At 64.6% G+C, this 22867-nt stretch carries 18 protein-coding genes; 12 read left to right on the top strand and 6 right to left on the bottom strand.

Annotation, left to right across the window (positions count from 1 at the left end; all coding sequences use genetic code 11):
• The first annotated feature begins 184 nt into the window (after nucleotides 1-184).
• Nucleotides 185-1009, top strand: a complete 825-nt coding sequence (locus QF092_RS13390; RefSeq protein WP_281464458.1) for a YihY/virulence factor BrkB family protein — start codon at nucleotides 185-187, stop codon at nucleotides 1007-1009.
• Here the strand turns inward: QF092_RS13390 and QF092_RS13385 are convergent.
• The 3 genes from QF092_RS13385 to QF092_RS13375 all read right to left on the bottom strand — a co-directional run bounded on the left by QF092_RS13385 (nucleotide 1003) and on the right by QF092_RS13375 (nucleotide 8079).
• Nucleotides 1003-4506: a translocation/assembly module TamB domain-containing protein gene (locus tag QF092_RS13385; protein WP_281464455.1), complete on the bottom strand. Its 3504-nt coding sequence runs from the start codon at nucleotides 4504-4506 to the stop codon at nucleotides 1003-1005. The genes QF092_RS13390 and QF092_RS13385 overlap by 7 nt on opposite strands.
• The gene (locus tag QF092_RS13380) at nucleotides 4506-6266 is read right to left on the bottom strand and encodes an autotransporter assembly complex protein TamA (protein ID WP_281464453.1); all 1761 of its coding nucleotides are present in this window, start codon (nucleotides 6264-6266) and stop codon (nucleotides 4506-4508) included. The genes QF092_RS13385 and QF092_RS13380 overlap by 1 nt, the downstream gene beginning before the upstream one ends.
• A gap of 535 nt (nucleotides 6267-6801) precedes the next feature.
• A complete protein-coding gene (locus QF092_RS13375; RefSeq protein ID WP_281464451.1) occupies nucleotides 6802-8079 on the bottom strand; it encodes an ROK family transcriptional regulator in 1278 nt (425 codons plus the stop codon).
• 236 nt (nucleotides 8080-8315) lie between these two features.
• On the opposite strand from QF092_RS13375, the gene QF092_RS13370 reads away from it, so the two are divergent.
• From QF092_RS13370 to QF092_RS13330, 9 genes are all read left to right on the top strand, one after another.
• The gene (locus QF092_RS13370; protein ID WP_281464449.1) at nucleotides 8316-9341 is read left to right on the top strand and encodes a substrate-binding domain-containing protein; all 1026 of its coding nucleotides are present in this window, start codon (nucleotides 8316-8318) and stop codon (nucleotides 9339-9341) included.
• A gap of 149 nt (nucleotides 9342-9490) precedes the next feature.
• Nucleotides 9491-10882, top strand: coding sequence for a sugar ABC transporter permease (locus QF092_RS13365; protein WP_281464447.1), 1392 nt, complete (start codon nucleotides 9491-9493; stop codon nucleotides 10880-10882).
• 14 nt (nucleotides 10883-10896) lie between these two features.
• A complete protein-coding gene (locus tag QF092_RS13360) occupies nucleotides 10897-11661 on the top strand; it encodes an ATP-binding cassette domain-containing protein (protein ID WP_281464445.1) in 765 nt (254 codons plus the stop codon).
• Nucleotides 11661-13097, top strand: coding sequence for a xylulokinase (gene xylB / locus QF092_RS13355; RefSeq protein ID WP_281464443.1), 1437 nt, complete (start codon nucleotides 11661-11663; stop codon nucleotides 13095-13097). The genes QF092_RS13360 and xylB overlap by 1 nt, the downstream gene beginning before the upstream one ends.
• Complete coding sequence (gene xylA, locus QF092_RS13350) at nucleotides 13094-14395, top strand: xylose isomerase (protein WP_281464441.1); 1302 nt, start codon at nucleotides 13094-13096, stop codon at nucleotides 14393-14395. The genes xylB and xylA overlap by 4 nt, the downstream gene beginning before the upstream one ends.
• Nucleotides 14396-14466: 71 nt before the next feature.
• Nucleotides 14467-15495 carry an L-glyceraldehyde 3-phosphate reductase gene (mgrA, locus tag QF092_RS13345; protein ID WP_281469985.1) on the top strand — a complete coding sequence of 343 codons (1029 nt, stop codon included), beginning with the start codon at nucleotides 14467-14469 and terminating at the stop codon, nucleotides 15493-15495.
• A gap of 105 nt (nucleotides 15496-15600) precedes the next feature.
• Nucleotides 15601-16518 carry a hypothetical protein gene (locus QF092_RS13340; protein WP_281464439.1) on the top strand — a complete coding sequence of 306 codons (918 nt, stop codon included), beginning with the start codon at nucleotides 15601-15603 and terminating at the stop codon, nucleotides 16516-16518.
• 58 nt (nucleotides 16519-16576) lie between these two features.
• Nucleotides 16577-17431: a flagellar motor protein MotB gene (locus tag QF092_RS13335; protein ID WP_281464437.1), complete on the top strand. Its 855-nt coding sequence runs from the start codon at nucleotides 16577-16579 to the stop codon at nucleotides 17429-17431.
• Nucleotides 17432-17507: 76 nt separating this feature from the next.
• Nucleotides 17508-18926, top strand: a complete 1419-nt coding sequence (locus QF092_RS13330; RefSeq protein WP_474198317.1) for a flagellar hook protein FlgE — start codon at nucleotides 17508-17510, stop codon at nucleotides 18924-18926.
• Between the two features lie 89 nt (nucleotides 18927-19015).
• On the opposite strand, the gene QF092_RS13320 is transcribed toward QF092_RS13330, so the two are convergent.
• From QF092_RS13320 to QF092_RS13310, 3 genes are all read right to left on the bottom strand, one after another.
• Nucleotides 19016-19399, bottom strand: a complete 384-nt coding sequence (locus QF092_RS13320; protein WP_281464409.1) for a hypothetical protein — start codon at nucleotides 19397-19399, stop codon at nucleotides 19016-19018.
• Entirely contained in the window at nucleotides 19396-19686 is a 291-nt protein-coding gene (locus tag QF092_RS13315; RefSeq protein ID WP_281464408.1) for a rod-binding protein, read from the bottom strand. The genes QF092_RS13320 and QF092_RS13315 overlap by 4 nt, the downstream gene beginning before the upstream one ends.
• Nucleotides 19687-20470: 784 nt before the next feature.
• Complete coding sequence (locus tag QF092_RS13310; protein WP_281464406.1) at nucleotides 20471-20893, bottom strand: hypothetical protein; 423 nt, start codon at nucleotides 20891-20893, stop codon at nucleotides 20471-20473.
• Here QF092_RS13310 and fliK point away from each other — a divergent pair.
• Together fliK and QF092_RS13300 are read left to right on the top strand one after the other, a co-directional pair.
• A complete protein-coding gene (gene fliK, locus QF092_RS13305) occupies nucleotides 20886-22187 on the top strand; it encodes a flagellar hook-length control protein FliK (RefSeq protein WP_281464404.1) in 1302 nt (433 codons plus the stop codon). The genes QF092_RS13310 and fliK overlap by 8 nt on opposite strands.
• 13 nt (nucleotides 22188-22200) lie before the next feature.
• Nucleotides 22201-22857 carry a flagellar hook capping FlgD N-terminal domain-containing protein gene (locus QF092_RS13300; protein ID WP_281464401.1) on the top strand — a complete coding sequence of 219 codons (657 nt, stop codon included), beginning with the start codon at nucleotides 22201-22203 and terminating at the stop codon, nucleotides 22855-22857.
• Nucleotides 22858-22867 lie beyond the last annotated feature (10 nt).

The following is a 22867-nucleotide window of genomic DNA, read 5'->3' as shown; positions in this document are numbered from 1 at the left end:
GCGGGGTTCACCCCGCCATCCGGCCTATCACCCGTCGCCAGAAAACCCCGTCCCGGGCCTGACCCCGGACCTCCGGCAAATCCTGATTAAAGCTTTGGCCGGTGCCTCGGGTCAGGCCCCGGGGCGCGGGGTCTCTCCTATCCCCCACTTCCCCCGCATCCCATCCCCCCTTACACTCCACCCCATGCGGCTGCCCAACATCCCCCTCATCCTCCGCGACCTCTGGCACCTCTCGGATGAACGAGAGCTGGACCTCATCGCCGCAGGCATCGCCTTCTACGGCTTTCTCGCCCTCTTCCCCGCCGCCGCCGCCGTCATCGCCATCTGGGGCAGTTTCGCCGATGCCACCCTGATCCGGCAGGAACTTGAACTTGCCCGCGACTACCTCCCCCCCGATGCTTGGACCCTGATCTCTGATCAGATCGAGGCGTTGCTTGCCGTGCAATCCGGCCTTGGCCTTGCCACCGTCATCTCCATCCTCCTCGCCCTCTGGACAGCGCGCGCCTCGGTCGCGGCGCTGATGCGCGGGCTGAACGCCATCCACGGCCTGCCCAACCGCGCGGGCCACTGGCACCAGTTGCGCGCGCTGCTCTTGACCCTCGTTATGGTGGGCCTTGCCATCGCCGCCCTGATGGCGGCGGTGATTGGGCCGCTTATCCTCAACTTCCTGCCATTGGGGGCCTTTGCCACATTGGCCCTGGAAGGCGTCCAGCTCCTCATCAGCCTGATGATCGTGATCATCGGCGTGGCGCTGATCTACCGACTTGGCCTCAATCGCCAGATCAGCCACCCGCTCTTCACGCGCGGCATCCTTGTGGCCGTCCTCATCTGGATCGCAGCCTCGCGAGGGCTGGTGCTCTATCTGGCCAATTTCGACACCTATAACCGCATCTACGGCTCGATCGGCGCAGTCGCGGCGCTGCTCGTCTGGCTGTACCTGTCGGGCTACGCGATCCTTCTGGGGGCCGCCGTCGATGCCGCCCGCGCGCGCCGCGCCACCGATCAGTAATCCTTTTCGAAAAAGATCCCAACCCCGGTGCCCCCGGCCGACCCCGCACTGCCCCGCAGGGTGATGCTGTCGGTCACATCAAGGTTCAGGTTGATCTGGCTTTGCCCTTTGGCATCCACCTCCACCTGCGAATAGACATTCTCGGACAGGTATTTCCCCGCCCGTACCGTGGCCCCGCCTTCCGCCCCGGTCTGCACATCCAGATCATCCAACCCGAACCCTTCGCGCAACCGCCCGACAATCCCGATCCCACCGCGCCCCGCCAAGGTCGCCACCGCGCTGGCCAATTGCGCCGCTTGCAGGGCCGAAAGAGAATTGATCCCCCGCCCGAACAAAAGCCGCGACAGAACCTCTTCCTCCGGCAATTCCGGGGTGGATGTGAAACTCACCTCCGGCTCGGTCGCAGGCCCGTCGATGCGCACGAAACTGGTGATCCCATCGCTCTGGTTCGATGCCGCCACCGCCAGCATCGGCACGAAATCCCCTTCCAGCGTGAGGGATGCCTGCGTCAGGTCCAGCCGCTTGCCCAAGATATCCAACCGCCCCCGGATCAGGTCAAAGGCCCCCGAAGGCACAACAGCCGCCGTCGTGCCGCCCAGCCGCAATTCGCCCCCCAGTTCCGCATCCAAACCGCGCCCGCGGATATAAATCTGCGACGGTGCCGATATGGTCAGGTCCAGCGCAAAAGGCCGCCCCCCGCCGCCGCCCGCTGGCCCATCCGCCAAAAGACCCGCCCGCGCCCGCGTCTCGCGCACGGCCCCCGGTTCATTCACGTGCCGCAGGTCCGGGATATCCGCCGCGCCACCCAATCCGGTGGACGGAATCTGCACCTCTGTCCCACTCAGCACGATCTGCCCGCCCACAGCCGCGCCCCCGGTCAGCGGACCGCGCAGGGTAACTTCGCCATTCGCCGTTGTCTGGAACAGTTCCGGGTCGCGCAGAACCGCGCCAAGGATGCCCACCCGCAAATCAGCCGCGAAGGGTGCGACCATCCCAACCGTGCCCCCCAGATCAATACGACCCCCGCTCGTCAGCGCGGCCCCACCCAAAAGTTGCGCGCGGCCTTGGCCCAGATTGGCCGTCACCCCCACATCCTGAAGCGCAAAGAAAACAGACGGATCAGAAATCCGCCCCCCGCTGAGCGCCACTTGACCCGAAAGCGATGATACCGCCGCAGGCCCGTTCATCCGCAGATCAAACCGCACGGGGCCAGAAACCAGCTGTCCGGCCAGAAAGGCATTGGCCAGCCCCGCCTGCGCCTGCCCCGCGATGGTCAGGTCCGCCGTCCCATCGTCGCGCAACAGCCCCGCCACCCGCGCATCAATCCCGCCCGGCCCCAGCCCGCGCAGATCCAACCTCAGCCCACCCTCTTGTGCCGCCGTCCCCGTCACTGTCAAAGGCCCCGGAAATTCCGGCAACAGCAGCGCAAGATTCGCAATCCGCGCCGTCAGATCCAGCGCCTCGCCCTTGGACGCCGCGCGCAACATGACCTGCGGATTGCTCACCTCCACCCGGTTCAGCGTCAGCGCCGCGCCCGTCTCCAGATCCAGCGCCAGCACCGTCTCACCTTGCAGCAGGCGGTCCGCCTCGGTCTGCCCCACGGCAAGGTCACGCCCCCGCCCCTGCAACACCAACCGCGCCCCATCGGGCGCACCCGTCACCCGCAGATCACCCACCAGACTGCCCCGGAACCCGCCGCCCAGCGCCGCCAAATCGCGGAAATCCACCCGCGCTGTCAGGTCCAGATCACCGCTCGTCACCCGACCTTGCGCCGTGGCATCCAAACTCCCCGCCGCCACCGACAGCGACCGCAGCTCTGTCCCCGTCTCATCCCGCTTCGCCGAAACCCCGATCCGCGCCAGCCCTCGCAACAAGGCATCCACCTGCGCCTGACCGAGGGCGACATCGGTCCCCTCGACCATCACCTCGCCATCAAAGGCCCCGGTCAACGGGCTTGCCGCGCCCTCCACAACCACTCGCGCCGCGCCGCCCAAAGGCCGCCCCACCAGCCCGGACAGCCGGGCCAGATCATCAACCCGCGCCTCGGCCCGCCCCGAGACCTCCAGCGCCTCATCCAGCCCCGCGATCACCGCGCGGCCCTCCATCCCATAACCCTGACCGTTCAGCGCGATCTTCGGCAGGCGCAGCCCATCGCCCCCGTCCCGCCATGACAGAACGACCGACCCATCCACCTCAGACCCCAGCGCCGTGGCCAGCGCCGCATCCTCTGGCACGACCCCTCTGCCTGCGAAGTCCAAGACGGCACCCAGATGTACCGCGCCATCCCGCCGCCACAGCCGCCCCGCGCCATCCAGCGCCAACCGCTCGGCCACAAGCCCCGGCTGATCCAGCCCCGCGATCACCAGATCGGCGGTCCACCCCTCGCCCGCCGCTCTGTCATAGCCCACATCCAGATCGACAGACCGCACCCGCACCTCGCCCGATACGGGCAAAAGGACGGGCGACCCGTCGGCAAGCGCGATCCGTCCCCGCAGATCAAAGGACGCAGGCACCCCATCCGCCCCGATCACCGCCGCACCACGCAGCGTTATCGCCTGCGCCGCCAGATCCAACTCCCGCAGGCGCAACACACCCAGCGCCGACCGCTCCCCCTCGGCCCGAAGCGCGATCCGTTCCCCGAAGAACGCCGCATAATCCGGCATCCACAAGGGCGCGAGGTCGCCTGCCAGATCGACCTTGAACCCCTGCCCACCATCCTCGGCCCCCAGCAGTTCAACCGTCCCCGCCAGCCGCTCCTGCCCATCCGTCACCAGACCGACCGTCGCCACGAAATCGGAAACCGGCCCCTCACCCTGCACCGACAGCCGCGCCGAAGGCGCCCCCGGAATGCCCAGCTTTGTCACCGCGATGCCGCCCGCCGCCTCTTCGGCCAGCAGGTCCAGCGTCAGCAGCCCGCTTTCATTTCCATAGGCTGCCGTCAGGTCCAGCCGCCCATCCGGCCCGTCATCCACCCGCTCCAGCAGCAGTTCCGTCCGCCCCTCGCCCCCGGCAAGGCTGGCCGATGCCTCCAACCGCCCCGTGATCGCCTCGCCCAGCACTGCCTCACCCAGAACGATCCGTTCCGCCGCCAGCCGCCCGATGGAAATCGACACCGGCAGTTCCGGCAGCGCGAATGTCCCCGCCTCGGGCGAAGGTGGGGCCTCCTCCCCCTCTGGCACCCGTTCCAGCACGATCTCCCGCGCCGAAAGTTCGGCCACATTCACCTCGCCGCGCAAAAGGGCAGACCGGCTCCAATCCAGCACCACCCCATCCAGCGACAGCCACACCCCCGCATCATCGGCAATCGTCAGCCGATCGATCGTTGCCCGAGACGAAAGCGCCCCAGCAAAGCCGGTGATCGTCACCTGCCGCCCGGCCCCGGAAAGATTGTCTTCAAGGAAAGCCGTCAGGAAATCGCGGTCATCCTCCTGCGCCACGGCCCCCATCGGCAGCAGACAGAACGCCAGAACGCCAAGGAATGAACGCGCCCCCCACATCAAAAGGCCTGCCCCAATCCGACATAGATCTGCACGCCTTCCCCCGTCGTCCCGCCCACAGGCGCGGCCACGTCCAAACGGATCGGCCCGAACCCGGTATCATAGCGCAGCCCGATCCCGGCCCCCGAATGCCAATCCCCCGCCGTGCCAAAGAACCCACCCACATCGATCCGGCCCGTATCAAAGAACCCAACGACCCCGATCCGATCGGCCACCTTGGCCCGCGCCTCAAGCTGCGTGCCGATGAAATGCGTGCCCCCGATCTTGCCCGACAAAAGCCCTCGCGCCACAGTCACCCCGAGCGATTGGTAAGGTTGCCCCCGCACCGTCCCACCACCGCCAGAATAGAACAGATCATCCCGCGGCGTTTCCAACAGGGCCGACCCGTCGATCATCCCCAATTGCAACCGCCCTGCCAGCACCACGCCATCCTCGGCCCCAAGGCCAAGGTAGCCCCGCGCATCCAGCGTGCTGCGCGTGCCGCTGCCCGTGGTGCCAAGGCCGAAGAAGGGCTTCACCTCGGCATCCACATAAAACCCATTCGCTGGGTTCAGCGGATTGTCACGCCGATCCCACGTCACGCCAACGGGGATGCCGACATTGCGGAACAGGAATGCGTCAAACCCATCCCGCCCCTTTGCATATTCATAGCGCAGCCCGACCCGCCCGGTCAGCGTCTCAGAAAAGTAATGCGTGGCCTTCACGCCCGCCATTGCCACATCGGCAAAGTAATCCTCTTCGTCCAGATGCCCGATCTCGGCCTCAATCCCCACCGTCGTATCGGCGGTCAGCGTGGCAGGACGGTCAAGCGTCACGCCCAGCTTGTAATCCACGCCCGAATTCTGCGCCCCGATATTGGTGACCGACCCCTCGATCCGCAGCCGCTCCGCCCCGCCCAAAAGGTTGCGATGCAGCCAGAACCCGCTCAGCGACAGGCCCTCTTCCGTCGCGACCTCGGCGCCGAAACTGTATCGGCGCGGCTTTTCCTCCACCACCGTTGCCAGCATTGGCAACAGGTCCGGGGCGGCTACATCGCCCTCGCTCAGCGTCACCGACTTGAATACCCCCGTCCGACGCAACCGCTGTGCCGCCCGGTTCACCTCGGCAGGCGAATAGACCTCTCCCTCCGGCAGCCCGGCGATCTTCACGATCCGCCGCACCTCCATCCGCTCGGCCCCCGCCACCGACAATTGGCCAAAGCGCAGGCGCGGCCCCGGCTCCAGCAAGATCCGCGCAGCAAGCGTCGCGGCGGCGTGATCGGCCACCACATCCTGCCCCGCCACAGCCGCCTTGGCATGGCCTTGGTCACGCCAGCCATTCACCCCTGCCGTCGCTGCCTCACGCAAGATGCCCGATGGCGCAGGCTGACCCACGGCAAAGCCCTTGGGCAACACCGTCCCCGATGCCAGCGGCCCAATCCGCGCCTCTGACAGGCGGAAGGCAGGCCCCGGCTCTACCCGCACCTCGATCACATCGATCCGATCAGGCGCATCCAAAGGCGCGATCCCTGCCGCCTCGCGTCCATCCACCCGGACAGAGATCACGGCCGAATAATGCCCCGCCCCATAAAGCGCGCCCAGCAGCCGCCCATATTCCGCCCGCGCCGCCGCAAAAAGATCCTGTGCGTCCTGCTGATCGTCCCGCTCCTCGGCCAGCAGAACGGACGCCGCGCGCAGGCTATCCAGCAGCGCCTCATCCGCCCCCGGTGCCGTGAACTCCAGCCGTTCCAGCGCCATCCCCGGCCCGGCCAGACCGGCCATCAAGGCCACCACCGCCGCAAATCCACGACAGGGCGGCAAAAGGGGGAAAGGGGCAGGCAATGAATCCTCCGGGCGCGCTGTTAAGACTATCGCAACTCGCCCACCAAGGCGCAATCGCCGTCCGGTAAACTTGCCGAATTTCGCCGTTCCGCGCTTGGACAAACCCTTCACACCGAAGCACCGCGCAAGCCGTTTCTCGGCCTGCAATGCCATCATCCTTAACCACTCATCCGGCGCTGTCCCCTCACCATCCGTGAACCTTAACGCACTCCGACCTCACCGCCCACTGCGTGCCCACAGTTTGCTGCACAGAATACGGCACAAAACAGGGCACAACCGTTGCGACGGGTTGGGGGCAAAGCCGACGGCAAGGCACCGCCTCAAGACTGGGAACCAAACGGCACGGGCCAAACCGTTGGGCGGGGTTCTCCCCCGCCACGCCTGCCCCTCCTGCACCGCCATTTCGCGCGCGGGGACCAGTATCCCCTCGCTTCGGCCAATCCGCAGGGTGTGGTTCAACCCCACCACCCCGGCTCTATTGCGCCGCCATTTCCCGCGCGGGAACCAGTATCCCCTCGCTTACATAGGAAAGCGCCAGCGCCGCCGCCCCATGCGCCCAAAGCAGATCGCCCCACGCATGAATCTCGATCGGTGGCCTTGGCCGCCCCGTCTGGATCGCCAAGGCATCCATCTCGGCCAGCGTCTCTTGCGCATACAGATAGTCATAGCGCATCCGCTCACCCGACAGGATGATCAGCGCGGGGTCAAACAGGTTGATCACATTCGACAGACCCACCGCCAAATAGCGCCCGGCCCTGCGAAAGATCGACCGCGCCGCCGTGTTGCCCGCCTTGGCATGGTCATAAAGGCTTTCCAGCAACACGCTGATCGACTGGCCCTCGCGATGCGTCCAGTTCAGCGCCGTCGTCGCTTCGCGCGCCAAAGCATAGTCGGCGATATAGGCCTCAAGACACCCCCGCTGCCCACACCGACACAGGGCACCATCCAGTTGCACCTTGGTATGGCCCAATTCCATCCCAAGCCCTTGGGTTCCCCGGTAAATCCTGTGGTTGATGACATAGCCCATGCCGACGCCATGTTCGATCGTCACCACCGCGAAATCCGCCAACCGCCGCCCAGCGCCGAACCAGAGCTCGGCCAGCGTCACAAGGTTCGCGTCATTGTCGATCACCACCGGGATGCCCAACCGGCCCTGCGCCGCCGCCGCCAATGGCACCGCCCGATCTGTCAGAACCGATGACCACATCACCAGCCCCGCGACCGAATCCACAAAGCCCGGCACCCCGATCCCAACCGACGAAAGCTCTTCCCGCCGCAGCCCCGCCTTCGCGCAGACGCGATCCAGCAGCGTTTCAATCGCGGCCAGCATCTCGGGGATCGTCATCGGCCCCGGTCGCCGTGGAATCACGTCATCGGCTATCAGATTACCGGCGAAATCCACGATCACCGCCGTATGTTCGCGGTCCGACAGTTTCATCCCCGCGACGCGATGCGCACCCGCCTTGACGCCCAACAGCACCGCAGGACGGCCCCGCCCCTGATCGCCCTCACGCAGCGCCGAAACCTCTTCGATCAGCCCGACCTCGATCAATTCCTGCGTGATCGTGGTGACCGAAGCCGGGCTCACCCCCAGATCCTTCGCCACCTGCACCCGCGGAATCAGCCCCGCCGCCCGCACCCTCTCGAACACCTGCTGCCTGAGCGGCCGCAGCGAATCCGACAGCGGCGGGATCAGCGGCCCACAGCCCCGACGCCCCTCCCCCATCTCTTCCATCGGCCCTTTCGGCAGCATTTCTTTGGTCCCCGAATAAAAAAGTGGCAGAAACTCTGCCCTGAACCCGGTAAAGCATTCGTAAGCGGACCGAACTTTGCTGCAACGCCGCATGAACTTGCCGCTTCCGTGGGCAGTTCATATTTCACTCAGCAAATTTATTTTGACAACTGAATTTATTCGGGCCAATTTCCCGCCCGTACCGACGAATCCGTCGGACCGGCCATACGCTGGCCGCATCCATAGGGAGGATACTTATGCGTAACGCAATCCTCGTCGCCGTCATGGCGACGGTCGGCTTCTCTTCGGCCGCGCTGGCAGAAGGCAAAAAGATCGGCGTGTCCTGGGCCCAGTTCCAGGAAGAGCGTTGGAAGATCGACGAAGCCGCAATGAAAGCCGCCATCGAAGCTGCTGGCAACGAATACGTCTCGGCTGACGCCCAGTCGTCCGCCGAAAAGCAGCTGTCCGACATCGACGCGCTGATCGCACAGGGCGTCGACGCCCTCGTCATCAACGCGTGGGACAAGGACGCCATCGGGCCGGCCATCGAAAAAGCCGCTGCCGAAGGCATCCCGGTCGTTGGCTATGACCGTCTGATCGAAGACGCGCGCACCTTCTACCTGACCTTCGACAACGTCGGCGTCGGCCGTATCATCGCCGAGTCGGTCTTTGCTCAGGTGCCGAAGGGCAACTACGCCATCATCAAGGGCGACCCGGGTGACCCGAACGTCGGCTTCCTGCGTCAGGGCATGGAAGAAGTGATCGGCGCTGCCGTGGCTGCAGGCGATATCACCATCGTCGGCGAAGCGAACTCGGACGGCTGGAAGCCCGAGAACGCCCAGAAGAACATGGAACAGATCCTGACCGCCAACAACAACGCCATCGACGCCGTTCTCGCGCAGAACGACGGTATGGCCGGTGGTGCAGCTGCTGCTCTTGCGGCGCAGGGCCTGAACGTTCCGCTGGGTGGTCAGGACGGCGACCTCGCCGCGATCAACCGCGTTGCGCGCGGCACCCAGACCGTTTCGGTTTGGAAGAACGCACGTGACCTCGGCAAGGCCGCTGGTGAAATCGCCTCGGCTCTGGCCGATGGGGCGGCTCTGGACTCGATCGCTGGCGCGACCAAGTTCTCGGGCGGCGAGAAGGGCGTTGAAATGAACGCCATCCTTCTGGACCCGACGCCGATCACCAAGGACACGCTGAACATCGCGATCGACGCTGGCCACATCTCGAAAGAGCAGGCCTGCGAGGGCGCAATGCCCGACGTCGCTGCTTGCCAGTGATCTGATCCTACCCCTCGGCGCCGCCCTGATCCGGGCGGCGCCGAACCTCTTTCCGGGCATATGGCCAACGGCCACCAAACGACCCTGCACGCATCCCCGTCGGGCTGCGGCCGGTCCTTTGCCCGATCCCTCTCAGGCTGGATGAGGACATGACCGATACATCGCAAACTCCGACCTCGCAGACCCGTCAGGAGGGCGGCTTTGGCCGTTTCCTGCGCGCGACAGAAATCGATCCCCGCCTTCTGGGCATGATCGGTGCGCTGCTGCTGATCTGGTTCGCCTTCGAGGCCTATTCGGTCATCATCCTTGACCGTCCCTCCATGCTTCTGGGCGCGGCGCAGGTCGACGCAAACGGCTTCCTCACCCCGCGCAACCTTTGGAACCTTTCGGTCCAGACCGCCTATATCGGCATCATGGCCACCGGCATGGTGCTGGTCATCATCACCCGTAACATCGACCTCTCCGTGGGGTCGATCATGGGCATGGTTGGCATGTATATGGGCCTTTTGCAGGTCGAATGGCTGACCCCGGCGCTGGGTCTGGGCCATCCTGCGATCTGGATCATCACCGTGATCTTCGGCATCCTGATGGGCGCCATCATCGGTGCCCTGCAAGGCGGGATGATCGCCTATCTTGGCATTCCCTCCTTCATCGTCACCCTCGGCGGCCTGCTCGTCTGGCGCGGCGCGGCCTTCCTCGTGGCAGGTGGCAAGACCATCGCGCCGCTGGATGAAACCTTCGCGCTGATTGGTGGCGGCTCCTTCGGTGCCCTCGGCCAGACCGGCAGCTGGATATTCGGCATTATCGCCAGCCTCTTCGTCGTCTGGGCGATCCTGAACGGCCGCAAGTCGCGCAAACTGCACGACTTCCCCTTGCGCCCGATCTGGGCGGAATGGTTCGTCGGCGGCATCATAATCGGGGCCATCCTGGGCACCACCGCGCTTTTCAACTCCTACATCTGGCCGCGCGGCAACATCCAGAAATACTTCGCCTCCATCGGGCAAGAGGCACCTGCCTGCGCACAAAGCAACGACACCATCTACACCGATGTCTGTGCCAGCTTCGGCCACGGCTATGCCTTCCCCGTGCTCATCATGATCGTGGTCGCCATCTTCATGACCATCCTGATGACCCGCACCCGCTTTGGCCGCTATGTCTTTGCCATCGGCGGCAACCCCGAAGCGGCAGCTCTGTCGGGTATCAATACCCGCGCCATGACAGTGAAGATCTTCACCCTGATGGGGGCGCTGGCCGGGATCGCCGCCGTTATCGGCTCGGCCCGCCAGAACTCGGCCACGAACGCGATGGGCAACCTTGACGAACTTTACGTCATCGCCGCCGCCGTCGTGGGGGGCACCTCGCTCGCCGGGGGCGTGGGCACCATCTACGGCGCCATCATCGGCGCGCTGATCCTGACCTCGCTGCAAACGGGCATGGTTCTGATCGGCTTCGGCGATGGCTCCTACCAGCGGATCGTCATCGGCATCGCCCTCGTCGTCGCCGTCTGGCTCGACATCGTCTATCGCAAGCGCATCAAATAAGGGGGGACCAGATCATGACAAAACCCAATCGCGGCACCCCCTTGGTCGAGATGCGCGACATCTCTATCTCCTTCGGCGGGATCAAGGCGGTCGACCATGTGACGGTCGATCTTTACCCCGGCGAAGTGGTGGGCCTTCTGGGCCATAACGGCGCGGGCAAATCGACCCTCATCAAATGCCTGTCCGGGGCCTATCAACCCGATGCCGGCGACATCTACATCAACGGCCAGCGGGTCGAGATCAACAACCCCCGCGACGCCCGCTCTCAGAACATCGAAACGATCTACCAGACGCTTGCCTTGGCAGATAACCTTGATGCGGCCTCCAACCTCTTCCTTGGCCGCGAATTGGTGAACAGCTTCGGCTTCGTCGACGAAACGAAGATGGAGGCAGAGACGCGCAAGATCATGGCCCGTCTCAACCCCAACTTCCGCAAGTTCAACGTTCCCGTTTCCGCCCTGTCCGGCGGTCAGCGCCAATCGGTTGCCATCGCCCGCGCGGTCTATTTCAACGCCAAGATCCTGATCATGGACGAACCCACCGCTGCGCTTGGCCCGCATGAAACGCAGATGGTGTCGGAACTGATCGAGGAATTGAAAGCACAGGGTCTGGGCATCTTCCTGATCGAACATGACATCCACAACGTCATGAAACTCTGCGACCGCGCCTCGGTCATGAAGAACGGCCAGCTTGTCGGAACCGTCAACGTGAACGAGGTCACCGACGAAGACATCCTCGGGATGATCATCCTCGGCAAGAAACCGGCAAAGGCTGCGTGATGTATATCGGCCTCGACCTCGGCACATCCGGCCTGAAGGGCGTGCTGATCGATGACGCACAAGGGGTGCTGGCCGAGGCCAGCGCCCCTCTTGCCGTTTCCCGGCCCCATGAAGGCTGGTCTGAACAATCCCCCGCCGATTGGATCGCGGCGGCGGAAACCGTTATGGATGCCCTTGCCCCACATGGCCTGTCGCAGGTCCGCGCCATTGGCCTGTCGGGCCAAATGCATGGCGCAACCCTCCTCGATCAGGCGGATGAGGTGCTGCGCCCCTGCATCCTCTGGAACGACACCCGCAGCCATGAAGAGGCAGCCGAGCTTGATGGCGATCCCCTCTTTCGCCGCGTCACGGGCAATATCGTCTTTCCCGGCTTCACTGCCCCGAAACTTGTCTGGGTGCAGCGCCACGAACCCCGCATCTGGGAAAAGGTCGCGCGCATCCTTTTGCCGAAGGATTACCTCCGCCTCTGGCTGACCGGTGAACATGTGGCCGAAATGTCCGATGCCGCGGGAACAAGCTGGCTTGATACAGGCGCGCGTGACTGGTCGGATGACTGCCTGACTGCCACCGGCCTGACCCGTGCCCATATGCCCCGCCTTGTCGAAGGGTCGGAACCATCGGGCAAGCTCCGCGATGCGCTGGCCTCTCGTTGGGGCCTTCCGAAAGGCGTCGTTATCGCGGGCGGCGGCGGTGACAACGCCGCATCGGGCGTGGGTGTTGGCGTGGTCAAAGCTGGCGATGCCTTTGTTTCGTTGGGCACTTCGGGCGTCCTCTTCGCCGCCAATGACGGCTATCAACCCGCCCCCGAAACCGCCGTCCACACCTTCTGCCATGCCTTGCCAAATACATGGCACCAGATGGGCGTGATCCTTGCCGCCACCGATGCGCTGAATTGGTATGCAGGTCTGGTGGGCGACAGTGCCGCCACCCTGACAGGCGGCTTGGGCGATCTCAAGGCACCCGGCAAGACGCTGTTCCTGCCCTATCTCGGCGGCGAACGCACACCGCTGAACGATGCCGCGATCCGCGGAGCCTTCCTTGGCCTTGAACATGCCACGGACCGCGCCGCCGCGACCCGCGCCGTGCTGGAAGGCGTCACCTTCGCCATCCGCGACAGCCGCGATGCGCTGGCCGCCACGGGCACGCGGATCGACCGTCTGCTTGCAGTCGGCGGCGGCTCCCGCTCCGACTACTGGCTAAAGGCAATCGCGACGGCGCTGGGCATCCCTGTCCATCTGCCCGTCGCGGGCGATTTTGGCGGGGCCTTCGGGGCCGCTCGCCTCGCCCTTATGGCCGCCACCGGGGCGGGGGCGGAAATCGCCACCCTTCCCCCCATCGCGCGCACAATTGACCCCGATCGCAACCTCACGGCCGCCTTCGACACAGGCCATGCCCGTTACAAGGCCGCCCAATCCGCTATCAAGGGACTGACATGACCGACTTCTTCAAGGGCATTCCCCAGATCAAATACGAGGGGCCCACCTCCACCAACGAATTCGCCTTCCGCCATTACAACCCCGATGAAATGATCCTCGGCAAGCGGATGGAAGATCACATGCGCTTTGCCATTGCCTATTGGCACAGCTTCGCATGGCCGGGCGGCGATCCCTTCGGTGGCCAGACCTTCGACCGCCCATGGTTCGGCGACACCATGGCGCTTGCGCGCCTCAAGGCCGATGTGGCCTTCGAGATGTTCGACATCCTCGGCGCACCCTTCTACTGCTTTCACGATGCCGATGTCCGCCCCGAAGGCGCGACCTTTGCAGAGTCAAAGCGCAATCTGGATGAGATCGTCGAATACCTTGGGCAAAAGCAATCCTCGCACAAGACGCAGCTCCTCTGGGGCACCGCGAACATGTTCAGCCACCGCCGCTGGATGTCGGGTGCCGCCACGAACCCCGATCCAGATGTCTATGCCTATGCCGCTGCGACGGTGAAGGCCAACATGGACGCCACGCACCAGTTGGGTGGCGCGAACTATGTCCTCTGGGGCGGGCGCGAAGGCTATGAAACGCTCCTGAACACCGACCTGAAGGCCGAGCGTGAACATGCTGGCCGTTTCCTGCAGCAGGTTGTGGAATACAAACATAAGATCGGCTTCAAGGGCACGATCCTGATCGAACCCAAACCGCAGGAACCGTCCAAGCACCAGTATGACTACGACGTGGCCACGGTCTACGGCTTCCTTGTCCAGTTCGGGCTGGAAAAAGAGGTGAAGGTGAACATCGAGCAGGGCCACGCCATCCTTGCGGGCCACAGTTTCGAACATGAAATCGCCCTCGCCGCCTCGCTCGGCATCTTTGGTTCCATCGACATGAACCGGAACGATTACCAATCCGGCTGGGACACGGACCAATTCCCGAACAACCATGCGGAAAAGGCGCTGGCTTTCTACGAAATCCTGCGCGCGGGCGGCTACACGACAGGTGGCACCAATTTCGACGCCAAAATCCGCCGCCAGTCGCTTGATCCCGAAGACCTCATCCTCGCGCATGTTGGCGGCATGGATACCTGCGCGCGGGCGTTGAAGGCAGCCGCCGCGCTGCTTTCTGACGGATCGCTCGAAAAAACCCGCGCCGACCGCTATGCCGGGTGGCAAAAGCCCGAAGCGCAGGGCCTTCTTACCGGATCGCTGGAAGATGCCGCCGCTGTGGTCACCGCCCGCAACCTGAACCCCGAACCGAAGTCGGGCCGTCAGGAACGGCTCGAAAACCTCTGGAACCGCTTCATCTGATCTGGTCAAACTGCACATGACTTCGCGGCGGTGCGACCCTCGCGCCGCCGCTTTCCATGACGGAGAACCCCATGCCCTACACCCCCGCCGCCGACCGCTATTCCAAAATGGTCTACCGCAACTGCGGCAAGTCGGGCCTGAAACTTCCCGCCATCTCCCTCGGCCTCTGGCACAATTTCGGCCATGACACCCCGCATGAAACGAAACGCGTCATCTGCCAGACGGCCTTTGACCTTGGCATCACGCATTTCGACCTTGCCAATAACTACGGCCCGCCCCCCGGCAGCGCCGAAGAGGCTTTCGGCGAAATTCTGAAGAACGATTTCGCCGGATATCGCGATGAACTCATCATCTCGTCCAAGGCGGGCTATCTGATGTGGGACGGCCCCTATGGCGAATGGGGCAGCCGCAAATACATGATCGCTTCCTGCGACCAATCGCTGAAACGGATGGGGCTGGATTACGTCGACATCTTCTATTCCCACCGCTTCGATCCCAACACCCCGTTGGAAGAAACGATGCTGGCGCTTGATCACATCGTCCGCTCCGGCCGCGCGCTTTATGTTGGAATTTCCAGCTACAATAGCCAACGCACGCGCGAGGCGCATGCCATCCTGACCGAACTAAAAACGCCCTTCATCATCCATCAGCCCAGCTACAACCTCTTGAACCGCTGGGTGGAAACCGATGGTCTGAAGGACACCTTGGCCGAACTCGGCCTCGGCTCCATTGCCTTCACGCCACTGGCGCAAGGCATCCTGACGAAGAAGTACCTGGGCGGCATCCCGGCAGGCAGCCGCGCCGCGCAAGGCAAATCGCTCGACCCCGCCACAATCACCGACAGCGCCCTCGCTTCTGTCCGCGCGCTTGACGCATTGGCGCAAAAGCGTGGCCAAACCCTGGCTCAGATGGCCATCGCATGGGTCCTGCGCAATGGCGGCATCACCACCGCCCTCATCGGCGCGTCGAAACCCGAACAGGTCATCGATTGCGCAGGCGCAATCCACAACCTTGATTTCACGCCCGAGGAACTTGCCGAAATCGACCGCATCAGCCGGGAAGAGGATATCAACCTCTGGGCAAAGTCTTCCTCAGAATAGCGCTTGCCAAGGCCCGACTTCAAAATACCTTAACTATGCCATAGGGTTGCGGTAGGCTCGCCTCACACAACCCGCCGCCTGGCCATGTGAAAGGACCGATCAGCCATGTCCGCCTCGCTCTCCGGCGAATGCAGCTATGGCCTTTATCTTGGATCGCCCAGCTTGGGCGGCGCGGTTCAGCGCGCCGTCGTGGCCCGCTATCTCGACCTTGATCCCAACAGTCTAAATCTCTGCCTCTCCTCTCCCCAAGAACCTGCACGAAAAGGGCTTTCGCGCAGCGACGCGACTCGCCTTCGGACATTGCTTCAGGCCTTGGGCTGGCCCGCCTCCATTCGCCCCGACACCGATCAGCCCGGCACCGATCTGTCGCTGCAACCTGCAATCTGGGCCGATCATGCGCGTCTCACCCAACGTCTGGCACGCCTGCTCGACATGGATGTTGGCACGGTCCATGCCCGCCTGCTTGGCCCTGGCGGGCTGGTCCTGCCTGCCGACTCTGCAGAACGCAGGCTCATGTCACCGACGAAACTTCGCCACCTGCGCGGGTTGATCCACCTGACATCTGACCCCCTCACCGCCCGGTATGACATCTTTCCCGCCCGCCCCCTTGGCAAGGAACGGCGCGCGGCCATCCTGCGCCAACTCCGCCCCTTCGCCGCCTTGGCAAGCGCACCGACAGGCGCTTTAGCCGAAGGCCTGCCCGCCATCCTGCGTGACCGCGCCCTGGCCCATCTATCCCATCAGGATGTCATCGCCGTCGACCGCAGCTTTCAGCGATTCGAACTCCACCTCATCGGCGTCTCCGGCTGGACCAATTCCGAACTGGCCGATTTCCTGTCCCTGCGCACCGGCCAACCCCGCGCGCGGTTCGAGGTGATCTCGCCCGCAGACCCCATCGTTCTCGACACCGCGCTCACCCATGGCGTCGCCCGGCAATTTTGCGCAGATTACGCAGCAATTGGCCTGTTCACGCGCCTACATCTTTGCGGCCTGCCCCAAGATATCGAAAATCCGATCCGTTAGCGGCAGATAAACCCTTCGCGCCTAACCTCGACCCCGGGTGTGAAAATTGGGGTGTGGTATGACCGGGCAGCGGAACGCGGCGCCGATCGTCGTCAAACGCAAGAAGGTGGTCGCCGGGGGCGGCCATCATGGCGGCGCATGGAAAGTCGCCTATGCCGACTTCGTGACGGCGATGATGGCTTTCTTTCTTCTCATGTGGCTACTGAATGCCACGACAGAACAGCAACGCGATGGTATCGCCGACTACTTCAACCCCACCGTGCCCATCAATCGGGTCGCTGGGGGCGGCGATGGCCCCTTTGGGGGTGAATCGATCCTGTCCGAACCGACGCTTGCGCTGAACGGGTCCGGGGCATCGGCCAACAACCCGATCCAGACCGCCCGCCCTCGCTCCGATGGCGGCCCGCTCTCACCGGACGACGCCGCGGAAGAGGCCACCCTGCGTGAGGCTGAAAAGCGCCTTCTCTCCTATTCCGGGGAAAGCGCGGTTTCAGATTTGCTGCGCCAGCATGTCATCACGCGCCTGTCTGACGAAGGGTTGGTGATTGAGCTGTTCGATACCGCCGAAGGCCGCCTGTTCCGCGAAGAAACCGCCGAACCCTCGCCTCTTCTGCGCGACCTTATGGCCGTGGTGGCCGAAGTGGCGGCGCTGGCCACCAACCGGATCGCGGTGAACGGCCATGTCCGCGCCTATCCCGCCCCGCTGCGCCGCGATCCCGCATGGGATCTTTCCACCGCAAGGGCAGAACAGGCGCGCGCGCTTCTGGCCGAAACGACCCTTGATCCGGCCCGACTGCACCGCGTCACCGGCTATGCCGACCGCCGCCCCGCCAGCACGGACCCGACCGCCGCCCGCAACAACCGGATCGAGGTCGTGCTTCTGCGTCGCGCTTCGGCATTGTCAGGGATTTGAAGGATTAGGCACGCATTAATCCCTTCCGCGCCATGATGCCGCCGACTCAGGGGTTCGGCAGCAGAAAGGTGCATCCATGACGATTTCCTCTTCGCTCAACGCAGGCGTGGCCGGGCTGAATGCCAATGCCACGCGGCTGGCGACAATTTCCGACAACCTCGCCAACTCCTCCACCTTCGGCTACCGGCGGGCACAGACCGATTTCGAAAGCCTGATGATCGGCAACGGGCCGGGCGGGGCAAAATTCTCGGCCGGTGGGGTGCGCGCCTCGACCCTGCGGCTTTTGGATGAAACCGGGCCGCTTGTGGCAACGGGCAATGCGCTTGATATCGCGATTTCCGGGCGCGGGATGCTTCCGGTCCGTCCGCAGGCGGGCGATGGCAATGATCCGTCCCAAAACACCATGCAACTGACGCGGACGGGGTCGTTTAGAACCGATGAACAGGGCTATCTCTCCACGCCGACGGGCCTTGTTCTGCTGGGCTGGCCGGTCAATGTGGATGGCACCGTCCGCGAATTTCCACGCGATTCCGATATCGGCCTTGTTCCCGTCCGCATTGATGCGAACCAACGTGTCGGTGACCCGACCACGCGGGTGAACCTTGGGCTGAACCTCCCCGCCAACAACACCGCCTCAAGCGGGAATGGCGATGCCCTTCCTCTCTCGATCGAGTATTTCGACAATCTGGGTGCGCCAAGGACACTTGACCTATCCTTCACACCCACCATTCCCACCAGCGGCACCTCCAATATCTGGACTGTCCGCATCAACGACCCCCTGCAATCAAACGCCTTGATCGGGGAATTCACCTTTGAATTCGACGCCAACCGTGGCACCGGCGGCTCCATCGCCTCGGTGACCCCGCTCTCCGCTGGCAGTTACGATGCCGCGACCGGCATGCTGAACGTTGCGCTGCTTGGCGGTCCTCTCGACATATTCGTCGGCGCTCCGGGTGAGGCGACGGGTGTCACTCAGCTGTCCGACAGCTTCGCCCCCGTCGGCATCACCAAGAACGGGTCCCCCGTCGGCACCCTCACCGGGCTTGAGGTGGATGAGGAAGGCTTCATCAAAGCCACCTACGACACTGGTTTCACCCGCCGCCTCTACCAGATCCCGCTGGTCGATGTGCCAAACGTCAACGGCCTGCGCGCTTTGGGCAACCAGACCTATCAGGTCTCGCCGCAATCGGGTGTCTTCACGCTTTGGGATGCGGGCACTGGCCCGGTCGGGACGATGGTGGGCTTTTCGCGCGAAGGGTCCACCACGGATGTCGCGTCAGAACTGACCTCACTCATCGAAACGCAGCGGGCCTATTCCTCCAACGCGAAGGTCATCCAGACGGTCGCATTGTCCTTTGCCGTGGCCACGGTCTTGCCCGTCGAGATTTCGGACTGCGTCCGGGTCATGCTCATGTTGATGCTTTTCATCGTCTGCAGCGCAACCATCGCGCCGGTATTCGTAAGAATCGAAGACATGTCGTCTTTCCTGTTTTAGGGCGCCTTTGGCGCGACTGAAGCCCAGGCCTTCTGCCCCATGCGAACGGCCCTATGCCGTTGCGCCACCCCCTCTGGGATGCCCCGCCATCAAACCCGGCGGGGGTTAATCCTTTCCTGATCCGGCATCCCAAAATCCTTGGAATTTGAACCAATCGTCAGCCGCCGATCCGTCCCGTCCAGAACATGACGACGGCCCTGCGCATCATAGGCTGCGCCTTGGTTCGCCGAGGCGATCTCATCCAGACGCCGCCGCCCGTCCCGCAGGCCCATGATCGCCGCGGAAAGACAGGCGGCATTGCCCTCCGCCTCTCGCAAGATGCGCGCCAGCACGGGTTTCGGCAGTTCGGCCAGATCGGGCATAGAGTCCCGCAAATCTTCTGCATGCGCCTCCAGCCCGGCATAATCACCCCGCCGCAGATCGGCCCGCATCGCGCGCAACACCGCCTCTACCTTCTCTGCGCGCGCCGTCATCCTTCGCGCGGCCCCAGCGACCGCAGCAGCGATTCGGTCAAGCCGATCCCACCCGCATCGACCATCCGTTTCGCCATCGCCTCACGTAGGAAGGACGCAAACTGCTCTTCACCGATCCCGCCACCAAAGGCGCCCTGTAGACTTCCAAATCCTTCTCCGTCCCCGGACCCAAGCCCGGTATGGCGCAGCATTTCGGCAAGAAAGGCGCCCTCCAACGCCTGCGCCCTTTCGATCAGGCGCGCCCCGGGCAGGGCAGGGGGCCTCAGCGGCAACAGATCAGGGGTCATCGCGCAACGCTCCATCCAATGGGGTGTGGCGGCCAGTTTCCTGCCTTCGGGTAAAGGATCGGTAATCGGTTGCGCAGATGCTGCGGGACAGACCCCAAGAAAGCTGTCGCATGACCCCTTCCCCCGTCTCCGTCCCATTGGCCCCAGTTCTTGATCCGGCGCTGCCCGTCCCCGTCGGCGGCCGCAGCCCCGCCGATCCCTTGGTCAGATTTGCCGTGGACGGGCGCGTTTCGCCCGATTTTCTTACGATTTTTGCGCAACCCCTGCCCGCCGCCGCGCCCAAGCCATCCCCGGAAAGAGGTGCCGATGACGCGCCGGATATGGCCACTGCCGCGGATGCGTCCGCCCCGGCGGAACGGGATCAGATGCCCGCACCGCAGGCCAGCGAATCGCCCGATGCCTCTCTCCCATTGCCCTTCTGGGCGGTGCCGTCGCAGCCCCCTTCCACCCCGGACCTGCAGCTTGGGCCTGAGACATCGGCACCCCCCGCCATCGAGGACGCTGTAAAACCCATCCCGAAATTTGCGGAAAATGCGGAAAATGCGATGCATCTTTTTCCGCCCTCCCCCGGCTTAGCGCTGGGCGCTGCGGCATCGGGCGCGCCTTCACCATGGCCCGCCCCAATGACCCAAAGCCGGCCGGATAACCCGCCCGGCGCGCGCTTGTTTGCACCGGTGCAGGCCGCGGCCCGTCTCAGCGACCAGGTGGTCGAACCTTCTGCACGCGCCCCGCAATCGGCCAGTCAGGCATCGCCTGCAGTGGCGGACAAAATCTCCTACCCGCCTCAACCTGCGGCAAAAGGGGGCGATGCCCCCACCGCGACCCCGCTGGCCAAAGGTTCAGGTCCGTTCCAGCCCGCCGTCGCACCTTCCGCCCCGCCGCCGATCACCCCCGCTGGCTGGCCAGCCCCGATCGAACAGATGGCAATGCCTGTCCAAGACCCGCCGCCGCGCGCCACAACTCCGGCGGGCCAGACCCCGCAAACCGTGGCAGCGTCGGGCCGAACCGCTGCCCCCATGGTAGGGGCGGCAGGCACGGCCCCCCCGCTGGGCGACCTCGCGCCAAGCCCGAGGAACCCGGTCGAGCAGACCACCATGCCATCCCAATCCACGGTCGCCCCACCTGTGGCCGGGAACGGCCTTGGCGGCACGGGCCAGCCAAGCACACCCATCGCCCACGCGCCCATCCCATCGCTGACGGTGCCCACGGCTTTCCCACTGACCGTTGTCGAACGGACGACCACACCCAACCCGCCCATGGCGCAGGTGGAACACGCGCCCACGCTAGGACACAGCCACCCCAAACCATCCCTCATCACAGCTGACCTTGCGCCGCGCCTGCCCCCGTCTGACAGGGCGGATATCGCGCCGCTGCCCGTCGCGATGGCCAAACAGGCACCCGTCTCAGCTATTCCCCTGCAAGATGACCCTGCGTCTGCAGTGGCGCCCCCCTCTCCCTTCATGATCACGGCACCGACAACGATGGCGGTCTCCGGCATGGCACAGCCTGCGCCCCTGCCTGACCACGCCCCCTCACCCCTCTCGCGCCCAACGCCATCCGCCCCCACCGCTTGGCTAACGGCAGACCCGCGCCCCGCGACCGTCGCGCATGTCCTCACTCCCCCCGATCAGCCGACCGCACGGGATCAGCCAAACGCGACCATCCGCCCCAATGCGTCTGCGGCACCGCCCCCTGCGGTGGCGCCCCCCCCTCCCCTCATGACCACGGCACCGACAACGATGGCGGTCCTCGGCATGGCACAGCCTGCGCCCTTAAATGACCACGCCCCCCCACCCCTCTCGCACCCAACGCCATCCGCCCCCACCTCTTGGCTCACGGCAGACCCGCACCCCGCAACCGCCGCGCATGTCCTCACCCCCACCGATCAGCCGACCGCACGGGATCAGCCAAACGCGACCATCCGCCCTAAGGCGGTTGCCGGACCTGCCCCCTTGGGCGGAGCTCCCGTTTTGCTGGAACCCATGGCCTATGTCGCACCCGACCCCATCGCCGCGGACCTGCCTTTGGCAGATCGCGCCCTTCCGCGTGGCGACGCGGTCGTCGGAAAAACCTCCCTCCCTCAAGCCCCTCCAACAGCCCTGCCCGATCTCGTCATCCGGCAGATCCTGCCCAATATCGGCAAGGAAGGGATCGTTTCGGTCACCCTCGCCCCGGTCGAACTCGGCGCCCTCCGGTTTGAGGTGACGTCGCGCGGCGAAGGCCTGCACCTTCACCTCATGGTCGACGCAGCTGCCACGCTCGATCTTCTTCGCCGACAGGGGGATCAGATCCTCGCCGAATTGCGGCAGGCGGGCTTTGCGCAGGCCAGCCTTAGCTTTGCGCCCGGCGGCGGCCAATCAGGCGCGGGATCACCGGGCGGTGATGCCCGCTCAGGCGGGGCGGGCGGCGGCGCGTCCTCACCACAATCGCAAGGGTCAGACCCCGCCCCCCTGCATCGCCTTCCCACCGCAGGCCTTGGCCTGCTTGATCTGCGTCTGTGAAAGGACCCCCAGCTTGGACATCACAACCAATCCCCTCTCCGCCGCGCAGCGCCCTGCGCAAGGCGGCAATGCCCCCGCAGCGATCACTTCGGATTTCACCACCTTCCTCAAGATGCTGACGACGCAGTTGCAGAATCAGGATCCACTCAACCCGCTCGACTCCACTGATTTCGCACTGCAACTGGCCACCTTTTCGGGGGTGGAACAGCAGGTGCAAACGAACAGCCTGATCACGGGTCTTTCTTCGCAGCTGGGCTTCATGAACCTTGCACAACTCTCCGGCTGGATCGGGAAAGAGGCGCGCACCACCGCCGATGTCCATTTCGACGGCAGCCCGGTCACCCTTTTCCCCGAACCCGCCGCCGCCGCCGATCAGGCCGTCCTCGTCATTCGCGACATGGCCGGGTCAGTTCTGGCCCGTGAAACCCTGCCCCTGTCAGGCGGCGCCTATCAATGGCTGGGTGCCGATGCCACGGGTTCCCCCCTGCCCAAAGGCCGCTACAGCCTGACCGTCGAAAGCAGCCGGGGTGATGCCGTCATCGCCACCGACCCCGTAGCCAGCTTCGCCCCCATCGAAGAGGCGCGGCGCGATGGAAATTCCGTCCTCCTTATCCTCAAAGGCGGGGTTGAGGTGGCCGAAAAGGACGTCCTCGCCCTGCGCGATGGCTGATCCACCCCCT

The organism is Fuscovulum ytuae (genome assembly GCF_029953595.1).
GTDB classification, from domain to species: Bacteria; Pseudomonadota; Alphaproteobacteria; order Rhodobacterales; family Rhodobacteraceae; genus Paragemmobacter; species Paragemmobacter ytuae.
The sequence above is the reverse complement of the archived record's forward strand: the minus strand, read 5'-3'. Positions and strand labels throughout refer to the sequence as shown.